The sequence below is a fragment of the Nitrosococcus watsonii C-113 genome, from assembly GCF_000143085.1.
Classification (GTDB): Bacteria; Pseudomonadota; Gammaproteobacteria; order Nitrosococcales; family Nitrosococcaceae; genus Nitrosococcus; species Nitrosococcus watsonii.
In genome coordinates this window covers 2926620-2949657 of the sequence record NC_014315.1, presented here as the reverse complement: position 1 = coordinate 2949657, position 23038 = coordinate 2926620, and the positions used below count along the sequence as shown (strand labels likewise).

The 23038-nt window shown below is 52.1% G+C and carries 16 protein-coding genes; 5 read left to right on the top strand and 11 right to left on the bottom strand.

Translation table 11 applies throughout. The annotated features are described in order from the left end of the window. Positions 1–10: 10 nt before the first annotated feature. Positions 11–1489, bottom strand: a complete 1479-nt coding sequence (locus NWAT_RS13480; RefSeq protein ID WP_013221603.1) for a ribulose-bisphosphate carboxylase large subunit — start codon at positions 1487–1489, stop codon at positions 11–13. A gap of 258 nt (positions 1490–1747) precedes the next feature. On the opposite strand from NWAT_RS13480, the gene NWAT_RS13475 reads away from it, so the two are divergent. Next, complete coding sequence (locus NWAT_RS13475; RefSeq protein WP_013221602.1) at positions 1748–2653, top strand: LysR family transcriptional regulator; 906 nt, start codon at positions 1748–1750, stop codon at positions 2651–2653. 173 nt (positions 2654–2826) lie between these two features. Then, positions 2827–5727, top strand: a complete 2901-nt coding sequence (locus NWAT_RS13470; protein WP_013221601.1) for a bifunctional diguanylate cyclase/phosphodiesterase — start codon at positions 2827–2829, stop codon at positions 5725–5727. Positions 5728–5748: 21 nt separating this feature from the next. Here the strand turns inward: NWAT_RS13470 and mutL are convergent, their stop codons facing one another. The 4 genes from mutL to NWAT_RS13450 all read right to left on the bottom strand — a co-directional run bounded on the left by mutL (position 5749) and on the right by NWAT_RS13450 (position 10987). Further along, a complete protein-coding gene (gene mutL, locus NWAT_RS13465) occupies positions 5749–7503 on the bottom strand; it encodes a DNA mismatch repair endonuclease MutL (protein ID WP_013221600.1) in 1755 nt (584 codons plus the stop codon). A gap of 2 nt (positions 7504–7505) precedes the next feature. After that, positions 7506–8897 (bottom strand): N-acetylmuramoyl-L-alanine amidase, encoded by a 1392-nt coding sequence (locus tag NWAT_RS13460; RefSeq protein WP_013221599.1) that lies wholly within the window; start codon positions 8895–8897, stop codon positions 7506–7508. A gap of 129 nt (positions 8898–9026) precedes the next feature. Then, positions 9027–9494, bottom strand: a complete 468-nt coding sequence (tsaE, locus tag NWAT_RS13455) for a tRNA (adenosine(37)-N6)-threonylcarbamoyltransferase complex ATPase subunit type 1 TsaE (RefSeq protein WP_013221598.1) — start codon at positions 9492–9494, stop codon at positions 9027–9029. After that, the gene (locus NWAT_RS13450; RefSeq protein WP_013221597.1) at positions 9491–10987 is read right to left on the bottom strand and encodes a bifunctional ADP-dependent NAD(P)H-hydrate dehydratase/NAD(P)H-hydrate epimerase; all 1497 of its coding nucleotides are present in this window, start codon (positions 10985–10987) and stop codon (positions 9491–9493) included. Before NWAT_RS13450 ends, tsaE begins: the two co-directional genes overlap by 4 nt. 351 nt (positions 10988–11338) lie before the next feature. Between NWAT_RS13450 and queG the strand changes: the two genes are divergently transcribed. After that, on the top strand, positions 11339–12445 hold the full coding sequence (gene queG, locus NWAT_RS13445) for a tRNA epoxyqueuosine(34) reductase QueG (protein ID WP_013221596.1): 1107 nt from the start codon (positions 11339–11341) through the stop codon (positions 12443–12445). Between the two features lie 3 nt (positions 12446–12448). Here queG and orn read toward each other — a convergent pair whose 3' ends face one another. Beyond that, positions 12449–13000 (bottom strand): oligoribonuclease, encoded by a 552-nt coding sequence (gene orn / locus NWAT_RS13440; protein WP_013221595.1) that lies wholly within the window; start codon positions 12998–13000, stop codon positions 12449–12451. An 89-nt stretch (positions 13001–13089) separates the two neighbouring features. Here orn and NWAT_RS13435 point away from each other — a divergent pair, with 89 nt between their 5' ends. Further along, a complete protein-coding gene (locus NWAT_RS13435) occupies positions 13090–14337 on the top strand; it encodes a M48 family metallopeptidase (RefSeq protein ID WP_232420142.1) in 1248 nt (415 codons plus the stop codon). Positions 14338–14519: 182 nt separating this feature from the next. On the opposite strand, the gene NWAT_RS13430 is transcribed toward NWAT_RS13435, so the two are convergent. The 5 genes from NWAT_RS13430 to trxB all read right to left on the bottom strand — a co-directional run bounded on the left by NWAT_RS13430 (position 14520) and on the right by trxB (position 21805). Next, positions 14520–15749, bottom strand: a complete 1230-nt coding sequence (locus tag NWAT_RS13430) for a hypothetical protein (RefSeq protein ID WP_013221593.1) — start codon at positions 15747–15749, stop codon at positions 14520–14522. Between the two features lie 491 nt (positions 15750–16240). After that, entirely contained in the window at positions 16241–17533 is a 1293-nt protein-coding gene (locus tag NWAT_RS17635; protein ID WP_013221592.1) for a hypothetical protein, read from the bottom strand. Between the two features lie 444 nt (positions 17534–17977). Next, the gene (locus NWAT_RS13420) at positions 17978–19129 is read right to left on the bottom strand and encodes a hypothetical protein (RefSeq protein ID WP_013220986.1); all 1152 of its coding nucleotides are present in this window, start codon (positions 19127–19129) and stop codon (positions 17978–17980) included. A 625-nt stretch (positions 19130–19754) separates the two neighbouring features. Then, the gene (locus tag NWAT_RS13415; protein ID WP_013221591.1) at positions 19755–20588 is read right to left on the bottom strand and encodes a Dam family site-specific DNA-(adenine-N6)-methyltransferase; all 834 of its coding nucleotides are present in this window, start codon (positions 20586–20588) and stop codon (positions 19755–19757) included. Between the two features lie 257 nt (positions 20589–20845). Continuing rightward, positions 20846–21805, bottom strand: coding sequence for a thioredoxin-disulfide reductase (trxB, locus tag NWAT_RS13410; RefSeq protein WP_013221590.1), 960 nt, complete (start codon positions 21803–21805; stop codon positions 20846–20848). An 84-nt stretch (positions 21806–21889) separates the two neighbouring features. On the opposite strand from trxB, the gene ald reads away from it, so the two are divergent. Beyond that, positions 21890–22963, top strand: a complete 1074-nt coding sequence (ald, locus tag NWAT_RS13405) for an alanine dehydrogenase (RefSeq protein ID WP_013221589.1) — start codon at positions 21890–21892, stop codon at positions 22961–22963. Positions 22964–23038 lie beyond the last annotated feature (75 nt).

Below are 23038 nucleotides of genomic sequence, written 5' to 3'. Positions count from 1 at the left end.
TCTCCTAAGCTTAAACGCTGGCTGTGGCCGTTGGCACGAAGTCGGCCGTATCGGTCGATTCATAATTGAAGGTCACATCTTTCCAGGTGTCCAGGGCAGCCTTGAGGGGCGAACACCACTTGGCGGCATCCTGGAGGATTTGAGGGCCTTCCTTCACATAATCACGGCCTTCGTTACGCGCCAAGATCATGGCTTCCAGAGCGACACGGTTAGCAACCGCACCCGCTTGGATACCCTGGGGATGGCCGATGGTGCCACCACCGAATTGAAGTATTACATCCTCGCCCAGGTATTGAATGAGCTGGTGCATCTGACCGGCGTGAATACCACCAGAGGCAACCGGCATCACTTTATTCAAGGATGCCCAATCCTGATCGAAGAATAACCCATGCTCGAGGCTTGTCGGCGTGTGTGAATCAAGGAGGGTATCGTAGAAACCCTTGATCATGAGCGGATCGCCTTCCAGCTTGCCGACCACGGTACCAGCATGGATATGATCGACCCCGGCCATGCGCATCCACTTACAAATTACACGGAAGTTCATGCCGTGATTCTTCTGCCGTGAATAGGTTGAATTACCAGCGCGATGGAGATGCAAGATCATATCGTTCTTGCGGGCCCACTTAGCCATGGACTGAATCGCGGTATAACCTACCACCAAGTCAATCATAATGATGACCGAGCCGAGGGATTTAGCAAACTCAGCCCGCTCGTACATGTCTTCCATGGTAGCGGCGGTCACGTTGAGGTAATGGCCCTTGACTTCGCCGGTAGCCGCGGAGGCCTTGTTAACCGCTTCCATGCAATAAAGGAACCGATCACGCCAGTGCATGAAGGGTTGGGAGTTGATGTTCTCATCGTCCTTGACGAAGTCCAGACCGCCTTTCAGGGCCTCGTAGACTACCCGGCCGTAATTGCGGCCGGAAAGGCCAAGTTTGGGCTTAGTGGTAGCGCCGAGCAGAGGACGGCCAAATTTATCCAAGCGTTCCCGCTCTACCACGACACCGGTAGCGGGTCCCTGAAAGGTTTTCAGGTAGGCCACTGGGATACGCATGTCTTCTAGGCGCAGGGCTTTTACCGCCTTGAAGCCGAAAACGTTACCGATGATAGATGCTGTCAAATTGGCGATAGAACCGGGCTCGAACAGATCCAGATCGTAGGCAATATAGGCAAAATATTGCGCTTCGTTTTTGGTGCCTTCGCCCGTATTGGGTACCGGGTCTATGCGGTAGGCTTTAGCACGATAAAGCTCGCAGGCAGTCAAGCGATCCGTCCACACGACTGTCCAGGTAGCCGTAGAGGATTCGCCCGCTACGGCAGCAGCGGCTTCCTCGGGATCGACACCCGGCTGTGGCGTAATGCGGAACATCGCAATGATGTCGGTTTCCTTGGGTTGGTAATCAGGCTCCCAGTAACCCATTTTCTTATAAGGGATAACGCCGGATTGATAACGCTCTTTCCCTTCGGCCATTGTTTCTGATTTTCCCATCATATGCCTCCTAATCGAGTTAAAATTTCCATTCACTGTTCTTTACCTGAGTTTCTGAAAACAGGCAAAGCTTGCAGTTTCAGGATTTACCGGGACCCTTAAATATTAATAAAGTGTGCCTCGGTAACAATTCGGCTAAGCATGGATTTAAGTGCTTACCTTGAAGACTAAGTATAATGCTTTAATTCATAATTGCTAGTCAGTATTTTTGATTATTTCCATAAGCTAACACTTATTAATGCTCTTTTGAGAATGAATATGCATGTAACGCTTCGCCAGCTTCATGTCTTTGAAGCAGTAGCCCGTCATTTAAGTTATACCCGAGCGGCGGAAGAACTTCACCTTAGCCAACCTGCTGTTTCTATGCAAATCAAACAGCTAGAAGATAATGTGGGGCTTGCGCTGTTTGAGCAGCTGGGCAAGAAAATCTTTCTGACTGAAGCAGGGCGGGAACTTTACCACTACAGCCAACAGATTTCCCGGGAACTGAGCGAGGCTGAAGGGGTTTTGGAAGAGCTTAAGGGCAGCCGGCGAGGCACGCTTACTATTGCCGTAGCCAGTACCGCTACTTATTTTGCGCTCCATTTGCTGGGCCGTTTCCACCAGCGTTTTCCGGAGGCCAATATCAGCCTTGATGTTACTAATCGCAAATCCTTGCTGCGGCACCTAGAAGAGAATACGGTTGATATGGCCATCATGGGTAAGCCTCCAGAGAGCTTGGAGGTGGTGGCTAAACCCTTTATGGAGAATCCGCTGGTGGTGATTGCTCCGCCGGCGCATCCCCTGGCGGGGCAGCGGGTGCCTTTGACCGTATTACGGCAGGAAACCTTTATCCTGCGCGAGCATGGGTCCGGCACTCGCATCGCCATGGAGCGATTCTTTGCTCGTCTGGGCGCTACGATTACTTCTAGTATGGAAATTAGCAGTAACGAAGCCATCAAGCAGGCGGTACAAGCGGGGTTCGGCCTTGGTATCGTATCCCAGCATACCTTGGAGAAAGAACTCGCTTTACAGCGCTTAGTGATCCTGGAGGTTGACTCCTTCCCGATTATGCGTCATTGGTACATTGTGTACCGAAAGAACAAGCGCGCCACCGCCCTGCACAAAGCCTTCAAGAATCTGGTATTCGAAGAGGCTCGGGAGCAATCAATTACGTTTAATTAAATTAAGATTAAAAGTTTTTGATTATTCTATCCCAAAATGGAGCTAAATCTGACAAAATTTTGAAGGTTTTAGAACAAAGTATCCGCTTTTTAGGCATTGGCCTTAGGGATACACTCAAGCGAAAAAAGCGCTGAATATTTAAAAGCGCAGCACTCCCTACAGAAAATAGACTCATGCCAGATCCTGAACAAACCCCTGCCTCGCGCTTTTTAAGCCTTAAGTGGAAGGCTGTTTTGGTTTTTAGCCTGGTCCTGGTGACGATTAATGTTTCCTTGGCGGGGCTCGCCTATTTAGGACTGCAACGCCAGTTTGCTCAGCAGCGCGAGCAAGTTTATTTTGGGCATATTAAAAAAATTCAAGGACTTATTAAAAACTCTTATCAGCGTATGGAGCAGTTAGCTGATATTGTGCCTCTCTTGCGCGGAGATAACCCTGAAGAAAATTCCTTGGCTGGGGAAATTCGGTCGATATTTGAGCGGCATGGACACTTATTGCAGATGGTATGGGGGGTGGAGGTAGCAGTTTTTTACTCTTCTGACAATAAATTATTGGTTTCCTGGGGACAGCAAATTAGCGAAGATCATGTTTGGGAATGGGTGCAAGCAGCCAATAAAAGGGAACGCCCAGTGACTGGATTAGATTGTGAGAGGCGGTGTATCCAGTACGTAGCGGTCCCTTTACTGGCTGATAATGAGCGCGCCGGGGTTTTGCTGCTTGGTCGTTCCCTTGCCGATATGGTGCTTTCTTTCCGCCAGATCTCTGGTGACGATATTGGTATTATGACTGCTGTTCAGTTACCTTTTGGAAGTGTGGCCGAGCCGCGCCAGCTAATGCCTGAATGGGATATGCGGATGGTGGCTTTGACGAATGCCGAACGTAATTTGCTGGTGTTACGGTCGCTTTCTGAAGAATACTCCCTGGCGATGGTAGCTAGTCGGCATGTGTGGCACCACCATGCGGGTCGGGAGTATGAAATTCGCCTTATACCGATAAATAAGGCAGGGGTGGAAAATAGAGAGGCGCAGTTGGTGGTCATTAGTGATGTGACCCGTGCGCTTGCTGATATTCGGCTGGCAACCCGCCGGAGCTTGCTAGGTGGTTTGGTTGGCCTAGTAGTTTCTGAGATTCTGTTGTTATTTTTGCTGTGGAAGCCAATGGCCCGTTTGCAGCGGGTTGTTTTAAGCTTGCCTTATTTGGCGGAGAATGCTTTCGAGAAAGTCCGGAAACGCCTCAGCCATTCGGTTCAGCCTGCTTGGGGCCGAGACGAGATCGATGTTCTTAATAATACCGCTATGACTCTTTCCTACCAGCTAGAGGCGTTGCAGGCACAAATACAAGAGCGAACTCGTCATTTAGCCGAACGGGGTGATGACTTAGCGCGAGAGCGAGACTTTGTTACCGGCTTATTGAATACTGCACAGGTTATCATTCTAACCCAGGATAGCGCTGGACGAGTGACGATGTTAAATCGGCAGGGGCAGAGGATAATCGGTTATAGCGCTGACGAAATCACAGGTCGACCCTTCTGTGAGTTATTGACGGGCGATAAGGTTTCACCGGAACTATTCCAGCAGCTAGAAGAACTTCGGCTTGGCCGTCGAGGCCAGGTATGCGTGGATACGGGGATCCAGTGCCGGGATGGTAGCCAGCGTATTATTTCCTGGTTCCATTCTCGTTTAGCGGTTCACCCTTCCCGTGATGCCGTGGTTCTTAGCGTGGGACATGATGTGACTGAGAGGGAGCAGGCGGAGCAACGATTGGCCTGGCTGGCCGACCATGATCCCTTAACCGAATTGTTTAACCGGCGCCGTTTCCAATATGAGTTTGAACGAATTCTTAGGGCTTCCATTCGCCATGGATACCGGGGAGGTTTGCTTTACTTTGACTTGGATCAGTTTAAATATATCAACGATACCAGTGGTCATCAGGCGGGTGACGCCCTGCTACGGATGGTTGCCGATAAGTTACGCCAAGTCGTGCGGGGGAGCGATGTCGTTGCCCGTCTTGGGGGTGATGAATTTGCAGTGGTTATTTGTGAGTGTGACGTTGAAGGCGTGCTCCAGATTGCACAAAATATCTGTAATCAATTGAGTATATTGGAATTTTCAGCCAGAGGCGGGAACCACTCTATCTCCCTCAGTATCGGGATTGCGCTTTTTCCCCTCCATGGCGCCACTATCCGCGATCTCATGGCTAATGCTGATGTGGCCATGTATCAGGCCAAAGAGGAAGGAAGAGGACGTTGGCATTTATTTTCGAGCGATGAGCAAGTTCGCGAACGGATGCAGCAGCGAGTGTATTGGAAGGAACAAATTGAGCAAGCCCTGCGGGAAGATCGATTTTTACTTTATTTCCAGCCGGTATTGGATATCCGCACTCATACGATAGGCCATTATGAAGTTTTGCTCCGTATGCGTGACCATAGGGGCAGGATTATTTCTCCAGCCCAGTTTATCCCGGTAGCCGAGCAGTCGGGCTTGATCCATGCTATCGATCATTTAGTTTTGCGGAAAGCCATTACCCAACAGGCGAAATTATGGTCGCAAGGATATCATTTGACGCTTTCCATTAACCTTTCCGGCCGGGTAGTGGATGATCCCGAATTGGTACCTATCTTAGAAGATTTATTAAGAACAACCGGTGTTAATCCGTCCTCATTGATGTTTGAGGTGACCGAAACAGCAGCGGTTGCTGATCTGGTTGCTGCCGAGCGTTTTATGTATAGAATAAAAGCCCATGGCTGCCGTTTTGCCGTGGACGATTTTGGGGTGGGTTTTTCCTCCTTTTTTTATCTCAAGCGGCTGCCGGTCGATTATGTCAAAATTGATGGCATGTTTGTGCGTGAGTTAGCGAAAAGCCATCAGGACCAAGTTTTTGTCAAGGCCCTAAGCGAGGTTGCTAGGGGTCTTGGCAAAAAAGCGGTAGCCGAATTTGTAGAAGATGCCGAGGCCTTGGCGCTGCTCCATGAATACGGGGTGGATTATGCCCAAGGTCATTATATTGGCCGGCCAACTCCTCATATTGCCGAAACTCCGTGTTCCGAGGGCAAGGTCGCTTGGTTCCATGCTCAATAGGGTGAGTTTCGTTTTGGGTTTCTAGCTTGGGAGAAACCATTGTTCTATTTCGTGTTTGGATAATTCCCGCCAAGGGGAGGGATCAAGTCTGGGTGCAGTTTGATAAAGGTTTTCCAACTCTTGCAGGAGAGCATTCATTTCCTGGAGGGAGGGGCGGGATACCGTTGAAGCAGGATATCGCGCTGTAAGATCCACGATGAGTTCTCTCAACGGGGTTTTATTAGCAGGCATAATGTGTTGCTGGCGGGTTATTTGGGCGAATAAAGCTAGCAGTAAACCCTTGAGATCGAGCTCCTGGATGGCAGCCGGTATCTCCCGCAGAATGACGGTTTGAGGTCCTAGCTGGTGCAGCCCGAGGCCTAGTTCCCGCAGTTCCGGGGCATGTTGCTCTGTCCACGCTGCCTGCTGTAGGGAAAGCTGGAAAGTGAGAGGAAGAAGTAAAGGTTGCCGAATGATATGGCCGGTAGTATAGGCGGTGCGCAGGTACGCTTGAGCTAGATGGGCGCGGGCCACAGGCAAGTCTACTAGCACCAACCCTTGCTTGTTTTCTGCCAGCAGATAGCGTCCAAGCACTAACGCCTGAACCTGGCCGAGCCGTGATGGAACTTCGTTTCTTTCTTTGGATGGGGAAGTACGTTTCTCAAGTTTCAGGGGACTATAATTTTCTGAAGGTTCTGCTACTATTGGATACGTTTTGTCAGCCTGTCCTTTGTTGCCCATGTCATGGAGTTGGGGTTGAAACTCTCCGGAGACCAGCCGATGCTCTTCTTCGGGTTCGGTTCGTTCTAGTATTTCCGCTAACGTGCGAACGATAAAACCATGAACCCGTCGGGATTCTCGAAACCGGACTTCGTGTTTAGTTGGATGGGCATTGACATCTATTTGATGGGTGGGTAGTTCCAGATATAGTAAATAGCTGGGGTGGCGTCCTTGGGGTAGGCGGTCGCCATAAGCTTGGCGAGCTGCATGGCGTAATAGCTTATCTCGAACCATGCGATGGTTGACATAACAGTATTGGAGATCGGTTTGGCTACGGGCGAATTCGGGATGCCCTAACCAACCCCATAGGCACAGCCCTTCTGTTTCCCGCTTGAAGTACATACTGTGCTCAGTAAAAGTTCGTCCGCAGAGTTCAGTAATCCGTTTCAACTGCTCAAGGGGGCGGGCACAAGCAGGCAGGGTGAGAAAAGGACGCCGGTTATAACTTATTCGGAAGCTTATCTCGAAATGGCTGAGGGCTAATTGTGTTTGTATTGTACGTAAACGTATAAACTCGGTTTTCTCTCCCCGCAGGAAGCGCCGCCGAGCTGGCGTATTATAAAACAGATCACGGGCTTCAACGGTGGTGCCTACGGGATGGGCAATGGGTTGTGCTGGTGTATTTTCCCGAACGCACCAGCCATGTTCACTATCTGCTATCCGGGAACAGAGGCTAAGACGGGAAACAGCGCCTATACTTGCCAAGGCTTCGCCACGGAAGCCCAAAGTAGTAATGTTGAGCAATTCTTCTTCGTGGTGGATTTTACTGGTAGCATGGGGACTTAAAGCCATAGGCAAATCATCATGGTGGATGCCGCAACCATCGTCCCGGACCCGGATAAGCCCAATGCCTCCCACTTCTGCTTCAATTTCGATGCGTTGGGCGCCTGCATCCAGAGCGTTTTCCACCAGTTCTTTGAGCACTGAGGCGGGGCGCTCCACCACCTCCCCGGCAGCAATCTGATTAGCTAGAGCCGGAGGCAAAATCTGAATACGGGGGATAGAAGGAGCCGCCATATTTAGGGAATCAGCAAGATATCTCCTACCTGGATGCGGTCGCCCTTGAGATCATTAGCTAAACGCAGTTGATTGAGACTCACATCATAATGCTGGGCAACACCAGAAAGGGTATCGCCGCGGTTGATGATGTGGCGGCGCTGAGCGAGGAAGGTATCTGGCAGGGGATTGCTATAGAAATAATACCGGATGCCATTTATCATCGCGTTGGCTAATTGCTGTTGATGGTGTTGGCTGCGCAGTTGCCGTTCTTCGTGGGGGTTGGAAATAAAAGCGGTTTCTATCAGTACCGAGGGAATATCGGGAGATTTGAGTACGGCAAAGCCGGCATGCTGGACGTGCTGGCTGTGAACCTGGCCAACATTTTTGAGTCCAGCCAGGAGGGTATCCGCTATTTCCAGGCTTGCTTCATGGGTGGAGGTTTGGGATAAGTCAAGCAGGACGCGGGCCAAGAGATCGCCTTTCTCGTTTAAATTCACACCACCGATGAATTCCGATTCATTCTCCCTTTGGGCGAGATAGCGTGCAGCCTCACTGCTGGCCCCTTTTTCAGAGAGAATATAGACGGAAGAGCCACGCGCTTTAGGATGAGTGAAAGCATCGGCGTGGATGGAAATGAAGAGATCCGCTTTATGCTGACGGGCTTCATTGATCCGCTCTCGCAAACCGACGTAGTAATCCCCCGTGCGTATCATCACCGGACGCATGCCTGGCTCTCGCTCCAGCAGCCGGGCAAGTTTTTGGGCAATAGCCAGTACTACCTGCTTTTCCTGGGTTCCTTGGGGGCCAATAGCCCCTGGATCTTCGCCTCCATGACCCGCATCGATGGCAATAACAATGTCTCGCGGCTTGTCCCTGGCAGCAGCTACAATCGTAGTAGACTTTGGCTGATTTTTTTCCCTTTTGACTCTCTGGGGAGCGCTGTTTGTAGGGGTTTTATTGTCAGAGCCTGCTTTAATTTTATGGGTGGTGGTGACCGTTTGCACGGGATTTTTCTGTGATTTTTTCTTGCCAGTTCGGGTTAAATCAACGACTAGGCGGTGACTATGGTTTTTATAGGGTTTGAGCGAAAAGCTTTTGGCACGCGCAGCATGGGATAGCTCAAGGACTATTCGCAGAATTCCAGTGCTCTTATTAGCGCTACGGAGACCACGGAGCAGCTTGCTGTTATGGCTATTGGACGGTAGAGGCTGGGTTAAGCGGGTATTAGCGAGATCAATCACAATTCGATGGGGACTCGCCAGCGTGAAAACCCGATGCTGCACGGGGGCGCTTAAATCCAAGACCAGCCGTGTTTTTTCCTCAGCGGACCATACCCGTACATCTTGTACCTGTACCCTAGCGAAAGCCAGGACAGGCACTAGGCATAGTAAAAAGTAGATTATTCGTTTCACGGTAAGTGGAATATCGACTATTTTAGGGCCAATCTTTAACCATCCTTGGTTATAATGGCAAGTTTATTTATAATAATTCTCTATTGTTTTTTTATAGATAGGATGTGTTCTTGTCAAGCTTTCTAGCAATTAATTTCTATTATAGTTAGGGTGAAGCAAATGTTGCCCCCGTTCCGTTTTAGCCTCCAGGCGGACTGATCGGCCTCTGCTACCAAGGTGCTCCAGGGACATCTGGAGATCCGCAGGCGGAAGCCAGTCAAACGCCCGCTCTGGCCATTCCACAAGAGCGATGACCCCCGGAGCGAAATAATCTTGGATACCCATGAATTCCAACTCCCGTGGATCGGTTAAGCGATAAAGATCAAAATGATAGATGAGCTGTTGGTTTAAGAGATAGGGTTCAACCAAAGTATAAGTGGGACTCTTGACCGTTCCCTGGTGCCCAAGGGCTTGCAAAATCCCCCGGGCCAGGGTGGTTTTCCCGGCTCCTAGGGCTCCCTGAAGAAAAATAATGGCCCCTTCCTTTCTACAGGCAGTGCCCAAGCGAGTCCCTAAGGCGAGGGTAGCTTCCTCGTTGACTAAAATGACTTCCATCATTGGCCCATTTGTTGAAGGTTGGCCAGTCGTCGCAAATGTTCCATTAAATCGCCTGCTAGCAGACCCCGTTCACCTCCTTCACGGGCAGCGCGATCGCCAGCCATAGCATGGATCGTTACCCCTAAATGGGCTGCATCACTCAGGGTCAGTCCTTGCGCCAGCAGGCCGGCGATGGCCCCGGAGAGGACATCCCCCATACCACCGCTGGCCATGCCTGGATTGCCCGCCGTGCATAGCCCTAGGGGATGATTCGTGGCACATACCAGAGACCCGTTTCCTTTGAGTACCGCAACCCCGCCGTAGCGTTGTTGAAGGGCTTGGACCGCGGCAAAACGGTCTGCTTGTATTTCTTCAATATTAATATTCAGCAGCCGTGATGCTTCGCCGGGATGGGGGGTCATGATCCAACGGTTATGCTGATGGGGCTGACTGGCTAGCAGATTAAGGGCATCCGCATCCACTACCAGAGGATGGGAATGGTTAAGCGCCTCGGCGAGCATCGTTTGACCCCAAAGATCCTGGCCTAGGCCTGGGCCAACGACAATGGTAGTGGCCTTGTTCAGCAACAGTTTTAACTCTTCAGCGCTTTCTACCCCGTAGCACATTAATTCTGGGCGGGCTAGGTTGAGTAGGGAGGCATGTTTCTCCCGGGTGGCGATACTGACCAGCCCCGCCCCTACCCGATAAGCTGCTTCCCCCGCCATGCGTGCGGCCCCTGGCATTCCTCTTTCGCCTCCAATGATAACAACATGACCGTAATCGCCTTTATGGCCTGCCTTGGCACGGGAAGGGAGTTTGGTGATGTGATCTTCCAGGATAATGCGGCGGGCCGAAGGTGCTACCCCATGATAGGCTTCGGGAGGAATACTAAGGGAGTCGAATGTAATCTCGCCACAGTAATCCGGACCCAGATAGGTGAACATCCCTTGTTTGAGACCCCCAAAGGTAGCGGTCACGTGGGCTTGGATGGCGACACCCAGGATATTCCCGGTATCGGCATGGAGCCCAGAGGGGATATCCATGGCAAACACCGGTTGTCCACAGGCATTGATGGCTTCGATAGCTTCGGCCCACTGGCCCGTGACTCCCCGGCTGAGTCCTGTGCCGAAAATAGCATCTATGACCACATCCGCGGAGCGGAGTGCTTGGGGTTGGAAGGGAAGGATTTCCATACCGCTGTCTAATAGCATTTGCCGTGCGGCTTGGGCATCGGGACCGAGCTTGCTATCATCGCCTAGCTGATAGATGGATACATACATTTCGGCCTTACGGGCTAGGCGGGCCAGGACATAGCCGTCGCCACCATTGTTGCCGACCCCGCAGACAATCACTAAGCGTTGTGCTTGTGGCCAGTGTGTGCGTAGTTGTTCTAGGGAAGCCTTACCAGCCCGTTCCATTAACGTGGCGCCAGGTATGCCAAACTCTTCAATGGTGCGCCTGTCCAATTCACGTACTTGGGCAGCTGTGTATAAATTAAGGGGGAGAATAGCCATTTGGGGTACCTCGATGGATGTTGTTATTTTGAAATGAGGAGCAGGGATCTTATGGGTCAGTACTTACCAGCGTTTAATACTATGTACGGGTGGTTCTACCCTGAGCTAGGGTAGGAATCCAGCCTATAGTAGCAAAAATCCAGGGGAAACCCTTGCCCGGATCGGGCGAGGCTACAAGCGTAGGTTGGCTCTGACATCCATAGGAAGCTCATCATTTAAACTTCAAATAAGATGGAAAGGCAGCCAGTAGATGCTTGCGTAAGGCAGGTAAAAACTCCGTAATAGCTTAAGAAACGGGCAGTCCTTCTCGACAACGGGGAAGCCATCATCAGCAATGAAACTATAAACGTCATGCATGGAGTAGAAAAAACGGGGCCCGATCTTCATACCCTAGCCGCTGACATCAAGCAGTGGGGTTGTCAGCTAGGTTTTCAGCAGGTAGGTATCGCCGATATTGAATTGGGGGAGGCTGAACAGCATTTATTGGCCTGGCTTCAGACTGGACGCCATGGAGAGATGGACTATATGGCCCGGCATGGTCTCAAGCGTACCCGCCCCGAGGAATTGGTTCCGGGAACCCTGCGAGTTATTTCAGCACGGATGGATTACTGGCCTGAGACGGAGGATAATCCTTGGCATATTCTGAAAGATGATTCCCGTGGTTATATTTCCCGTTATGCGTTGGGGCGGGATTACCATAAAGTATTGCGGAAGCGGCTCCAGCAATTGGCAAAGCAAATTGAAGCGGCTATTGGGCCTTTTGGTTATCGGGTTTTTAGCGACAGTGCTCCGGTGATGGAAAAGGCGTTGGCGGCAAAGGCGGGACTAGGCTGGATCGGCAAGCATACCAATCTTCTGGCCCGTGATGTTGGCTCATGGTTTTTTCTCGGAGAAATCTATACCGATTTACCTTTGCCGCTGGATGGGGCAACAACCAGCCATTGCGGAAGTTGCCGGGCGTGTATCGATATTTGTCCTACCCAGGCCATTGTGGCGCCTTATCAGCTGGATGCGCGCCGCTGTATTTCCTATCTGACTATAGAGCTGCGCGGCGCTATTCCAGAATCTCTGCGGCCTTTGATCGGCAATCGGATCTACGGCTGTGATGATTGCCAGCTCATTTGTCCCTGGAATCGTTATGCCCAGGTAACCGGGGAGCAGGATTTCCACCCTCGACATGGACTGGAAGCCCCTCAATTGCTGGATTTGTTCGCCTGGAGCGAGGAGGAATTTTTATCCCGAACCGAAGGTTCGGCGATTCGCCGCATTGGGTATGTGGGTTGGCTGCGCAATATTGCCGTGGCTTTGGGCAACGCCGCGCCCCGCCCAGAGATTGTTCATGCTCTCCGTTCCCGCGCTGATCATCCGTCGCCTTTAGTGCGGGAACATGTAATGTGGGCTTTGGAAGAGCAACGACGCAAAAGAGCCGTTCCAATCCGCCAGGAAGAGAGGGATTAACTGTTAATCTGGCAAGTGCAGGAAATGGGTTCGATAATAAAGCAGTTCCTGGATGGATTCATGGACATCGGCTAGGGCAAGATGAGTATTTTCTTTTTTGAACCCCTTAGCGATCTCTGGTGCCCAACGTTTAGCCAGTTCTTTAAGGGTGCTGACGTCCAAGTTGCGGTAGTGGAAATGGGCCTCCAATTTTGGCATGTAACGGGCCAGGAAACGCCGATCCTGGCAAATGCTGTTGCCACACATGGGTGAACTATTGGCAGGGGTATGGCGGTTTAAAAATGCTAGCGTCTGCTGCTCGGCGGTTGCTTCGTTGATGAGGCTTTGGCGTACCCGTTCGACCAGACCGGATTTATGATGTTGGCGGGTATTCCATTCGTCCATATTATCTAAAATGGTGTTTTTTTGATGGATAGCAATCACGGGCCCTTCCTCGATAACGTTAAGTTGACTATCCGTCACTACGGTTGCGATTTCGAGGATAACGTCCTGGGTCGTATTAAGACCGCTCATTTCTAGATCTAGCCAGATTAAGTTGCTGGAGTCCTGGGTCATAGCTGGGTCGCCAATCAATGTAAGATAACTTGCACCGCATTCTATCAGAAGCTACTCTCCCTCACAGGTTTCAATTTAAGATGATTGCCATGAATCTCTATAGTGTTCTGTTTTTAGCTTTTCTCGGTTTGATGTGGATCTTGGAAGTATGGTTGGCGCGCCGCCAGTTTCGCCATGTGCGGTTACATCGGGCCCAGGTTCCCTTGCTTTTTCAGGATCATATTTCACTGGCAGCCCATCAAAAAGCGGCTGACTATACGGTAGCCAAGCTCCAGGTAGGTATCGCTAGCAAGGGATTAGGCATTGCGATTGTGTTGCTGTGGACCCTGGGCGGGGGGCTGACATGGCTGGATAGTCTGTGGCGGAAGCTGGGTTGGAGTGACCTTGGGACGGGGGTTGCCGTACTGCTCAGTTTTGTGTTGATCGGAACCTTACTTGAGCTGCCGGTGAGAATTTATCGAACTTTTGTGCTAGAACAAAAATTTGGCTTTAATCGGATGACAGGGACGCTATTTTTTCAGGATTTCCTCAAACAGGGAGCGCTAATGCTCATGCTGGGTGTTCCCCTTGCGGCGGGTGCTCTGTGGCTGATGGAGCATGCGGGGAATTACTGGTGGCTGTATCTGTGGCTGTCATGGTTAGGTTTCGTTTTTTTGATGATGTGGGCTTATCCTGCCTTTATTGCCCCTCTGTTTAATACGTTTACACCCCTGCCGGATGAGAGCCTCAGACAGCGGGTCGAGGGCTTGCTGGCCCGCTGTGGTTTTAAAAGCCAGGGCATTTTTGTGATGGACGGCTCGCGCCGTTCCGGGCATGGTAATGCTTATTTCACCGGGCTTGGGAACAATAAGCGGATCGTTTTTTTCGATACTTTACTGGAGTCCCTCAATCCGGAACAAATTGAGGCCGTATTAGCCCATGAGCTAGGCCATTTTAAGCGTCGCCATATTTTTAAAAATTTAAGCATGATGGCGCTGCTTAGCTTTGCCGGGCTGGCCTTATTAGGTTGGCTGAGTGCCCAGCCCGCCTTTTACCAGGGCCTAGGCGTTGGCTATCCTTCTCACTATATGGCTTTGGCATTGTTTATGTTGGTAGCGCCGGTGCTCACCTTTTTTCTTCACCCTTTATTGACTTATCTCTCCCGCCGTTATGAATTTGAAGCGGATGAGTTCGCCGTTAACATGACCCATAGTCAGGCGTTAGCCCAGGCCTTAGTCAAACTTTATCAAGAAAATGCAGGCACCTTAACTCCCGATCCCCTCCATTCGGCGGTTTATGATTCTCATCCTCCTGCGCCGGTGCGTCTAGCTCACTTGCAGGCCCGTGGTGCTAGCTAGCGCCTGGCGTGCCAGAAATTGTATGTTGCTGGAAAAGGTTAGAGGCGTTGCATCGGGAGTCACGGGATACCAATTCCGTGGAGCTACGGCGCTTTTTTAGAGCCATAAGAAAAGGGGCCTGCCTTTAAGGCGGGCCCCTGGAGGAAGGGTCAGTGTTGTTAAAGTTTGAGGGGGCGTTAGCCTTAGCGGGCAGGACGCTCCTCAATCGGTTCTGCTGGGTCGTAGGTGATAAAGCCGCTCATTTTACCCAACATGTGCAGTGGGGAGCCTGTCGCGCCTTTTGCTGTTTTTGTGGTTGGTGGTTCTGCTTCGGCGTCATCCACAGCCACAATATCGTAGTTGGTGGCCAGAACCCCTAGCAGCCCGGTCTCTTCGGTCACAATGGCCTCAGCAGAGAAGGGGAAGTAGCCAGACGGTTGGATACTCGGGCGTTCGCAGACGCTGCTTTTCATCCCCTTGACCTTAAAGCGGGCCACATCGGTCCGGAGGCTATTGGCGGTGAAGTGGTCACCATTGTTCTGAATGCCACCATCGAGCAATACTGAGTGCCAGCTATCCATACACTGATAGGCGCCGGTGTATTTGGTTTCCTGCTCGTTCCAGACATTAAATTTCAGCTTGGTGAAGTGGAACTGCTGGTCCTGGGTCAGATCCTGATTGCAGGAGGCAATGGTCAGCTCATTTTGGGTTACCTGAAGGTCCCCAAGAGTATCAGCCCCCAATTCGCTCTTAACAAGATCGGTCTCTTTCGGGCTAAAATGACCGACGAGTTTCTTCGGGCAGGCTTCGTATTCGGCGCCATCCAGGTCCAGCTTGCCGATATCGGCTATCACGCATTCGTCCCCTGTGTTACCGACCAGGCAGCGGAAATTCCAGGCGTTGTACTCAAAGGCGGTGTTATCGGCAGTGTCCATCACGGTGGCTGAGCCGGCCAGATGGTTCCAGCGGATTTCGCTGTCCCCGGCCCCGTTCACCGCCCAGCATTGCAGCTCGCCCTTCTGCGCGGCATCGTCTGGTAACTGAACTGGGCTGGAGAAATAAGACTCGCCATGATCCTCATCGTCATCTACCGTAGATACATAGTCCCAATTGCTGGATTGGGGAAACGGCGGTACAGCGTAGGTGCCTTTTCCGTCCTTGGCGCTGATCCAGATGGGCTGGTTTTCTTTCAGCTCCAGCTGAAAGTCGGTTAAGAACTTGGTGCCATTTTTCCAGTAGCATTTCAGGTTCACGGGTTCGAAATAATCGTTCTCGAGACGAATAAGGGTATTGTGATTCTCGCTCACATCCACTTTCGGGAACACCAGCAAGCTGCCTCTCTCGGAGGTATTGGCCCGGTCCAGGGCCAGGAGGGGGGTGCTTAACAAAGAGGCGGCCACTGCTGTGCCGAGTATTAGCGTATAACGTTTCATCAATCGTGCTCCTTAGCATTTAGCATGGTTGTGTCTTGATTGGCGCCTTCGGGCGCTATCCTTTCCCTATTTATATCGGACTGGGGATGAGGGACTTGAGGCGTTGGGGAAAATAATTGTTTCCCCTTTCCGTGCCGTGGGTCCTGGGCGGTCAACGCCCTCATCCCGTAAGAGGGTTATCTGCCAATAGCGGGAAAACTTGAGGATGCTAACGGGGGTGAGAGGGAGGAGGGCTGCTGAGTAGCGTTTTGATGAAAGCTCGTAGGCGTTACGGGGGGGGCAGGAGGTCGGCCAGGCTGGCGCCGGGAAAGCCCAAAAGGCGTGCGGTAGCAGGGAGGCCAACTTAGCGGTTGACGCTTTTCGCAGGCATTCGCAGTGACCGGTGAAGGAGCTACACACAAGAAAAGGCCCGCCTTTGAGGCGGGCCCGTGGTTGGTTGAATATCAGCGTTGTTCTTGACCGCCAGCGCTGCTTGAGAGCTGAGGGGTAGCTTAGCGGGCGGAACGCTCCTCAATTTCCCCATCTGAATCGTAGGCGATAAAGCCGTTCATGTTGCCTACCCCGCGCAGGGAGGTGCCTGTCTCGTCGTAAAAGCCAGTCCCTGTTCCAAACTCGTAGGTGGTGGCCATGACCCCGAGCAGCCCCGCGTCTTCGGTGACGATACTCTCGTCAACCTCATAGGTGTCTTCGTCATCCGCCTGCTCGCAGGTCGTGCTCTTGAACCCCTTGACCTTGAAGCGGGCTACCTTGCTCATAAGGCTCTCGGCGGTGAAGTGCTCGCCATTGTTCTGCATCTCACCAAGCAGTCCAGAATGCCAGCTGTCCATGCACTGAGAGGCGCCGGTGTATTTAACTTCCTGCTCGTTCCAGACGTTAAAACTTAGCATGGTGAAATGAAACTGCTGGTTCGCCACATCCAGATCCTGATTACAGGAGGCAATGGTCAGTTCATTTTGGGTCACAAAAACGCCATCCACTATCTCCTCGTCCGCCGGGCTAAAATGGCCCATGAGTTTTTTCGGGCAGGCTTCGTATTCGGCGCCATCCAGGTCTAGTCGACCCGCATCGGCTACCACGCATTCCTCGCCATTGCCCCCCACCAGGCAGCGGAAACCCCAGGCGTTGTAGTCGTAGGCCGTTCCCTTGGTGGCGTCCACCACGGTGGCCGAGCCAGCCAGATGGTTCCAGCGAATTTCGCCCCCGGCGCCTACCGCCCAGCATTGCAGCTCGCCTGCCGTTGTGGCATTGGCTGGCAGCCCGACTTCGCTGGAACCGGAAGGGGAGATGTCGCCATTCTCGTCTATGGTATAACCTATTTTATCCAGATAGTCTTGATTGATATTCTGTGCGGGCTGGGCTGGAATCGCGGGCTGGGCCGGTTGGGAAGGCGTGATAACCGCACCAGTATCGGGGTCTGTCTCCTCAGGCTGGTATGGAACCGCGTCCTGGCCCTCAACTGCGGGCTGGTACACAGGAAACGGCGGTACAGCGTAGGTGCCACCCCCGTCCTTGGCGCTGATCCAGATGGGCTGAAACTTGGTCAGTTCAAGTTGAAAATCTCTCAAGAACTTGGTGCCATTTTTCCAGTAGCATTTCAGGCTCACGGAGTCGGAATAGTCATTCTGGATACGAATAAGGGTGTTGTGATTCCCGCTCACATCCACTTTCGGGAACACCAGCAAACTGCCTTTTTGGGAGGTATTGGCCCGGTCCAGGGCCAGGAGGGGGGTGCTTAACAAAGAGGCGGCCACTGCGGTGCCGAGTATTAGCGTATAACGTTTCATCAATCGTGCTCCTTAGCATTTAGCATGGTTGTGTCTTGATTGGCGCCTTCGGGCGCTATCCTTTCCCTATTTATATCGGACTGGGGATGAGGGACTTGAGGCGTTGGGGAAAATAATTGTTTCCCCTTTCCGTGCCGTGGGTCCTGGGCGGTCAACACCCTCATCCCGTAAGAGGGTTATCTGCCAATAGCGGGAAAACTTGAGGATGCTAAGGGGGGTGAGAGGGAGGAGGGCTGCTGAGTAGCGTTTTGATGAAAGCTCGTGGGCGTTAAGGGGGGGGTACAGGGACAAGCCTGTTCTATCGCCGGGCAGCCCAAGGCGCTGTATCGGAGGGAGCCTAGCGGTGTTAACGGCCCCTATAAAAGAAGGGGTCTGCCTGGTATGGCGGACCCCTGGATAAAAGATGTATGCTAGATGGATTCTAGTTCTAGTTGAGCGCTGGCCTTAGCGAGCGGGACGCTCCTCAATCTCCCCATCGGCGGGATCGTAGAGGATAAAGCCCTCCATCTGACCGAGCATGTGCAGTGTGGTGCCTGTTTGGGCGATGCCCACCTCTTCCCCGATGCCGTAGGTGGTGGCCATGACCCCGAGCAGCCCGGCCTCTTCGGTGACAATGCTCTCGTCAATGTTGAAGGTCTTGCGGTTATCGGCACGCTCACAGACGCTGCCCTTCATCGCCTTGACCTTGAAGCGGGCCACATCGCTTTTGAGGCTGGCGGCGGAGAAGTTACGCCCATTGTTCTGCATCTCATCGAGCAGCCCCTGATGCCAGCTGTCTATGCACTGGTAGGCGCCGGTGTATTTAACTTCCTGCTCGTTCCAGACGTTAAACTTCAAAAAGCTGAAGTGGTATTGCTGCTCTTCGGTCAGGTCCTGATTGCAGGAGGCCAGGGTCAGCTCATTGCGCTGGACATCAAACCCACCCATCTCTCTGCCCGCTGGGGTAAATTGACTAATGAGCTTTTTGGGGCAGGCTTCGTATTCGCTGCCATTGAGGTCCAGTTGACCCGCATCGGCGACCACGCATGCCTCCCCATTGTCGCCCACCAGGCAGCGGAAGCCCCAGGCGTTGTACTCATAGGCGGTTCCCTGGGAGGCATCGACCACGGTGGCGGTGCCAACCAGATGGTTCCAGCGAATTTCACTGGCCCCGGCGCTATCCACCGCCCAGCATTGCAGCTCGCCGGTATGGGTGGCGTTCTCGGGCAAGGAGACCTTGCTGGGGGTGGCATGTTCACCACCACTGAGACCTATTTTATCCAGGTAGCGCTGGTTGGTGGCGGTGGGAAAGGGCGGCACTTGGTAGGTCCCGTTGCCATCCCGGGCGCTGAGCCAGATGGGTTGAAACTTGGTCAGCTTGATTTGAAAATCAGCAAAGTGCTTGGTGCCGTTTTTCCAGTAGCACTTCAAACTCACCGAATCGGAGTAATCATTTTGGAGACGAATAATCGTATTGCGCTCTCCACTCACATCGATTTTCGGGAACACCAAGAGGCTGCCTTTCTCGGAGGTATTGGCCCGGTCTAGCGCCAGGGCGGAGGTGCTTAGCATGGAGGCGGCTACAACCGCGCTCATCATAAGGGTAGTGTGTTTCATCAAATGTGCTCCTTAGCATTGGTTGTCTGGGTGCGCCTGTCCCTGCGCCGTGTTGGCCCTGCTACGCCCTTCTCAAGCGTGTTTACTCATCAGGTATCCCCTTTTTCTGTGGGAAGCTCTGTCCTTGACATCCCTTGTCTGCCCCTAGACATTGCTAAGTCCATGCCAAACCTTCTAAGCCCTTGTTACTACACACCATTCCTATCCCCCGCACCCCGGAAAGACCCTCTCCTCCCCCCGCTCCCCCTCGCTCCTTGTTTCAGCTATGTAACACTTCTACCCCCCACCCCCTAAAAACACTAACAATCGACCTCAATTCAATCCCTTACCTCTCCCCTCCCCCTTGTCAACTTCTCTGTACAGAAGGCGGACTAAGGGGTGTGTTGAATAAGACCCTCAGGGAAGGAGCCATAGCCCAAAGGGGGACTGTCGTCCCGCTTGGCCAGCGCTATGGGGCTGAGAAATGAGGCTTTTAGGTATCGAGGCCGCTAGGGTGGGATATCGGGTGCCCGGTATAATAGGCCGCTGAGGGGCATGTATACCCCGTAGCCTGAAGAAGTGAACCCACTAACCCCTACATGGGCCAGTAGGTGTGCTTTGCTATCTCTCCTGATGAAGGGAAAGCCTAGATAAAAAGAGCGAGAACTTCATTCGCCGGCGTGCGTTGAGCGCCTTTGCAACTAATCAATCGTGTGACAGAAAAGTCCGTTAATTGGGCGTTACAATAGGCTTGGCGGACGGACGGGGTGTCATGGTTAGAAATTAGAACGGGAATTCCCCGTTTAGCGAGCCGCTGCGCGCTTTGAGTTAATGCCTTCTGTTCCTGGGGGCCAAAGCCGTTACCGCTATAGTGGGTAAAACAAGCTGTCTGACTTAGAGGGGTATAAGGCGGATCAGCGTAAACGATGGTACCGCGCCTAATACGGGCAAGGACTTTGCGGAAATCCAGGCAGGTAAACTTAGCCCGCCTAGCTTTGATGTGGAAAGCCATCATTTCCTTAGAGGGAAAATAAGGCCGTTGATAGCGGCCAAAAGGGACATTAAAAATGCCCGAACGGCTATAGCGGCAAAGACCATTGTAGCCATGGCGGTTTAAGTACACAAAGAGAGCTGCTTTCTCGGTAAGATCGGCGGTGGTGTTGAAGCGTGCTCGCAGCTTGTAATAAGTTTTGGGCGTATTATTAGGGGGGGTAAAAAGACGGCCTGCGTAGTGGATAAATTCTTTACCCTCCTGTTGAAGGATTTGGTAAAGTGCAATGAGATCGGGATTAATATCATTAACCCAATAATGTTCATATTCCGCATTAAGAAAAAGGGCTGCCGATCCGGCAAAAGGTTCGATGAGGCGTTTCCCTGGGGGAAGCACGGAGATAATCCGCGTTAAGAGGCGATATTTATTGCCTGCCCATTTTAAGAAAGGGCGCTGGTAATCTCTTACTAAAACAGTGTTCGGCGGCATGGAGGTTATTGGAAGCAGGCGGAATAAACCATTAGAGCTTTAGGTGGTTCATTTCAATGTTGTTCCTCTACGGTCTCTTATCAGTCCGGCAAATTCGCGCCTTGAGATAGTCATCATCTCTGGCAGTGATTTTTCTATGGCAGCCAGGGTTTTTGCCGACTCGTTTCTTTGCTTGGGAAGGGTGACGGTATTTTCAAACCTTTCTGGATTTCAGGCGGCGCTGTTAACAGAGATAGCAGTGCGAATTAAACGGAAGTTTATTGCTCCTCCAGGCCATCTAGGTATTTTTCCGCATCCAGCGCGGCCATACAGCCAGTACCTGCGGAGGTCACCGCCTGGCGGTAGGTAGGGTCAATCACATCGCCTGCGGCAAAAACGCCTTGGACACTGGTTTGGGTGGCAAAACCCTTGAAGCCGCCCCGTACCTGGATATATCCTTGTTCCATTGCTAACTGGCCGGTAAATATATCGGTATTGGGTTTATGACCAATTGCGATAAACACCCCGTGTAAAGGAAGTTTTTTCGTCTGATTGGTATCGACCTCTTTGATACGGATACCGGTGACTCCCGCTTCATCTCCAAGCACTTCTTCCAGAACATGATTCCATTCAATGGTGACATTGCCTTTAGCGGCTTTTTGCAGCAGCCGGTTGGCTAGGATTTTTTCAGCCCGGAATCTATCCCGGCGATGGACTACCGTGACATGGTCAGCCATATTGGAGAGATAAAGTGCTTCTTCAACCGCCGTGTTGCCGCCACCAATAACGGCGACGGGTTTACCGCGGTAAAAAAAGCCATCGCAAGTGGCGCAGGCGGAAACGCCTCGTCCCATATAAGCTCCTTCTGAAGGTAAACCTAAGTATTGAGCTGAGGCGCCAGTAGCAATAATAAGCGCATCTGCGGTGTAATGGTCCGTATCGCCCTTGAGTAAAAAAGGAAGCTGGGAAAAATCGACTTCATTGATGTGTTCAAGGATAACTTCGGTTCCAAAGCGTTCCGCATGCTTGCGCATTCGTTCCATCAGCTCTGGCCCTTGGACTCCTTGGTCATCGCCAGGCCAATTGTCCACATCGGTGGTCGTCATGAGTTGGCCCCCTTGTTCCACACCCGTGATAAGCACGGGTTCAAGGGCGGCACGGGCAGCGTAGACGGCGGCTGTATAGCCTGCTGGGCCCGAGCCGAGGATAAGGAGTCGACAGTGTTTGATTTTAGACATATTAAATTAATTGAGCGGCAGAACATTAATTTATGGTAAACCTTAGATATTACGCGTAGTCATTAAAGAGGTAAAGGAGAGCGTATGCGCATAGGTATCCCGCGAGAGATCAAGACGTTGGAAGGACGGGTTGCTTTAGTACCCGAGGCGACAGCGGAACTCGTGCAACAGGGACATGAAGTGTTTATTGAGCGCGCCGCGGGCGATCCGAGCGGTTATCCTGATGATGCCTATCAGGCCGCCGGGGTTACTCTTCTCCCTGATGCTCGCTCTCTTTATGATACTGTAGAGCTCATCGTCAAGGTTAAAGAGCCCATAGGCCCGGAGTTGGATCTGCTCCGTGCTGACCATTTATTATTCTCTTTTCTGCATTTAGCGGCGGAACCCAAATTAGCTCAGTGCTTGGTGGAGATTGGCTTGACGGCTGTGGCTTTTGAGACCGTGGCAGTGGGCGATGAATTGCCGCTATTGATACCCATGAGTGATATTGCCGGTCGTTTGAGCATTCAAATTGGCGCCACCTTATTACACAGATCCCAGGGAGGGAAAGGTTTGCTGCTAGGCGGACTCCCTGGAGTTTCCCGCGGGCGGGTAGTCATTTTGGGGGCGGGGACGGCTGGGCGGAGCGCTGTTGCGGTTGCTGCGGCTTTGGGCAGTGAGGTTATTGTGTTTGAGCGCCGCCGTGACCGATTGGCTCAAATGTATCATCTGGGTCAGAATGTAACGGCCCTTTATCCTTACCAAGAGCGGTTAAAAGAAGCTATTGCGGGTGCGGATTTGCTTATCGGCGCGGTATTGCAAGCCGGAGCGCGAACGCCGCGGTTGGTGAGTGCGGAAATGGTGCGTGGCATGCGACCAGGCAGTATAGTAGTGGATATTTCTGTTGACCAAGGGGGGTGTGTTGAAACCACCCGCCCCACTACCTATATCGAGCCTACCTATATTTGGGAGGAGGTAGTCCCTTTTGCAGTGACGAATATGCCCGGTGCCGTTCCCCGCAGTGCTTCTCAAGCATTATCTTCGGCACTTTTGCCCTATGTGCTTATATTGTCCCGAAAAGGCTGGAACAACCACCCTGCACTGGCGGCCGGAATCAACATTAAGGCGGGAGCAGTGGTCCACGCCGCGGTACGGGAGTCCCTCACGGCCAGCGCCTAGTTCAAGCGGACGAGGAAAGAGATAGATAGTTATTTACGGAGCGCCGCCGCTCTTACGATAATAGGACCCTTATAG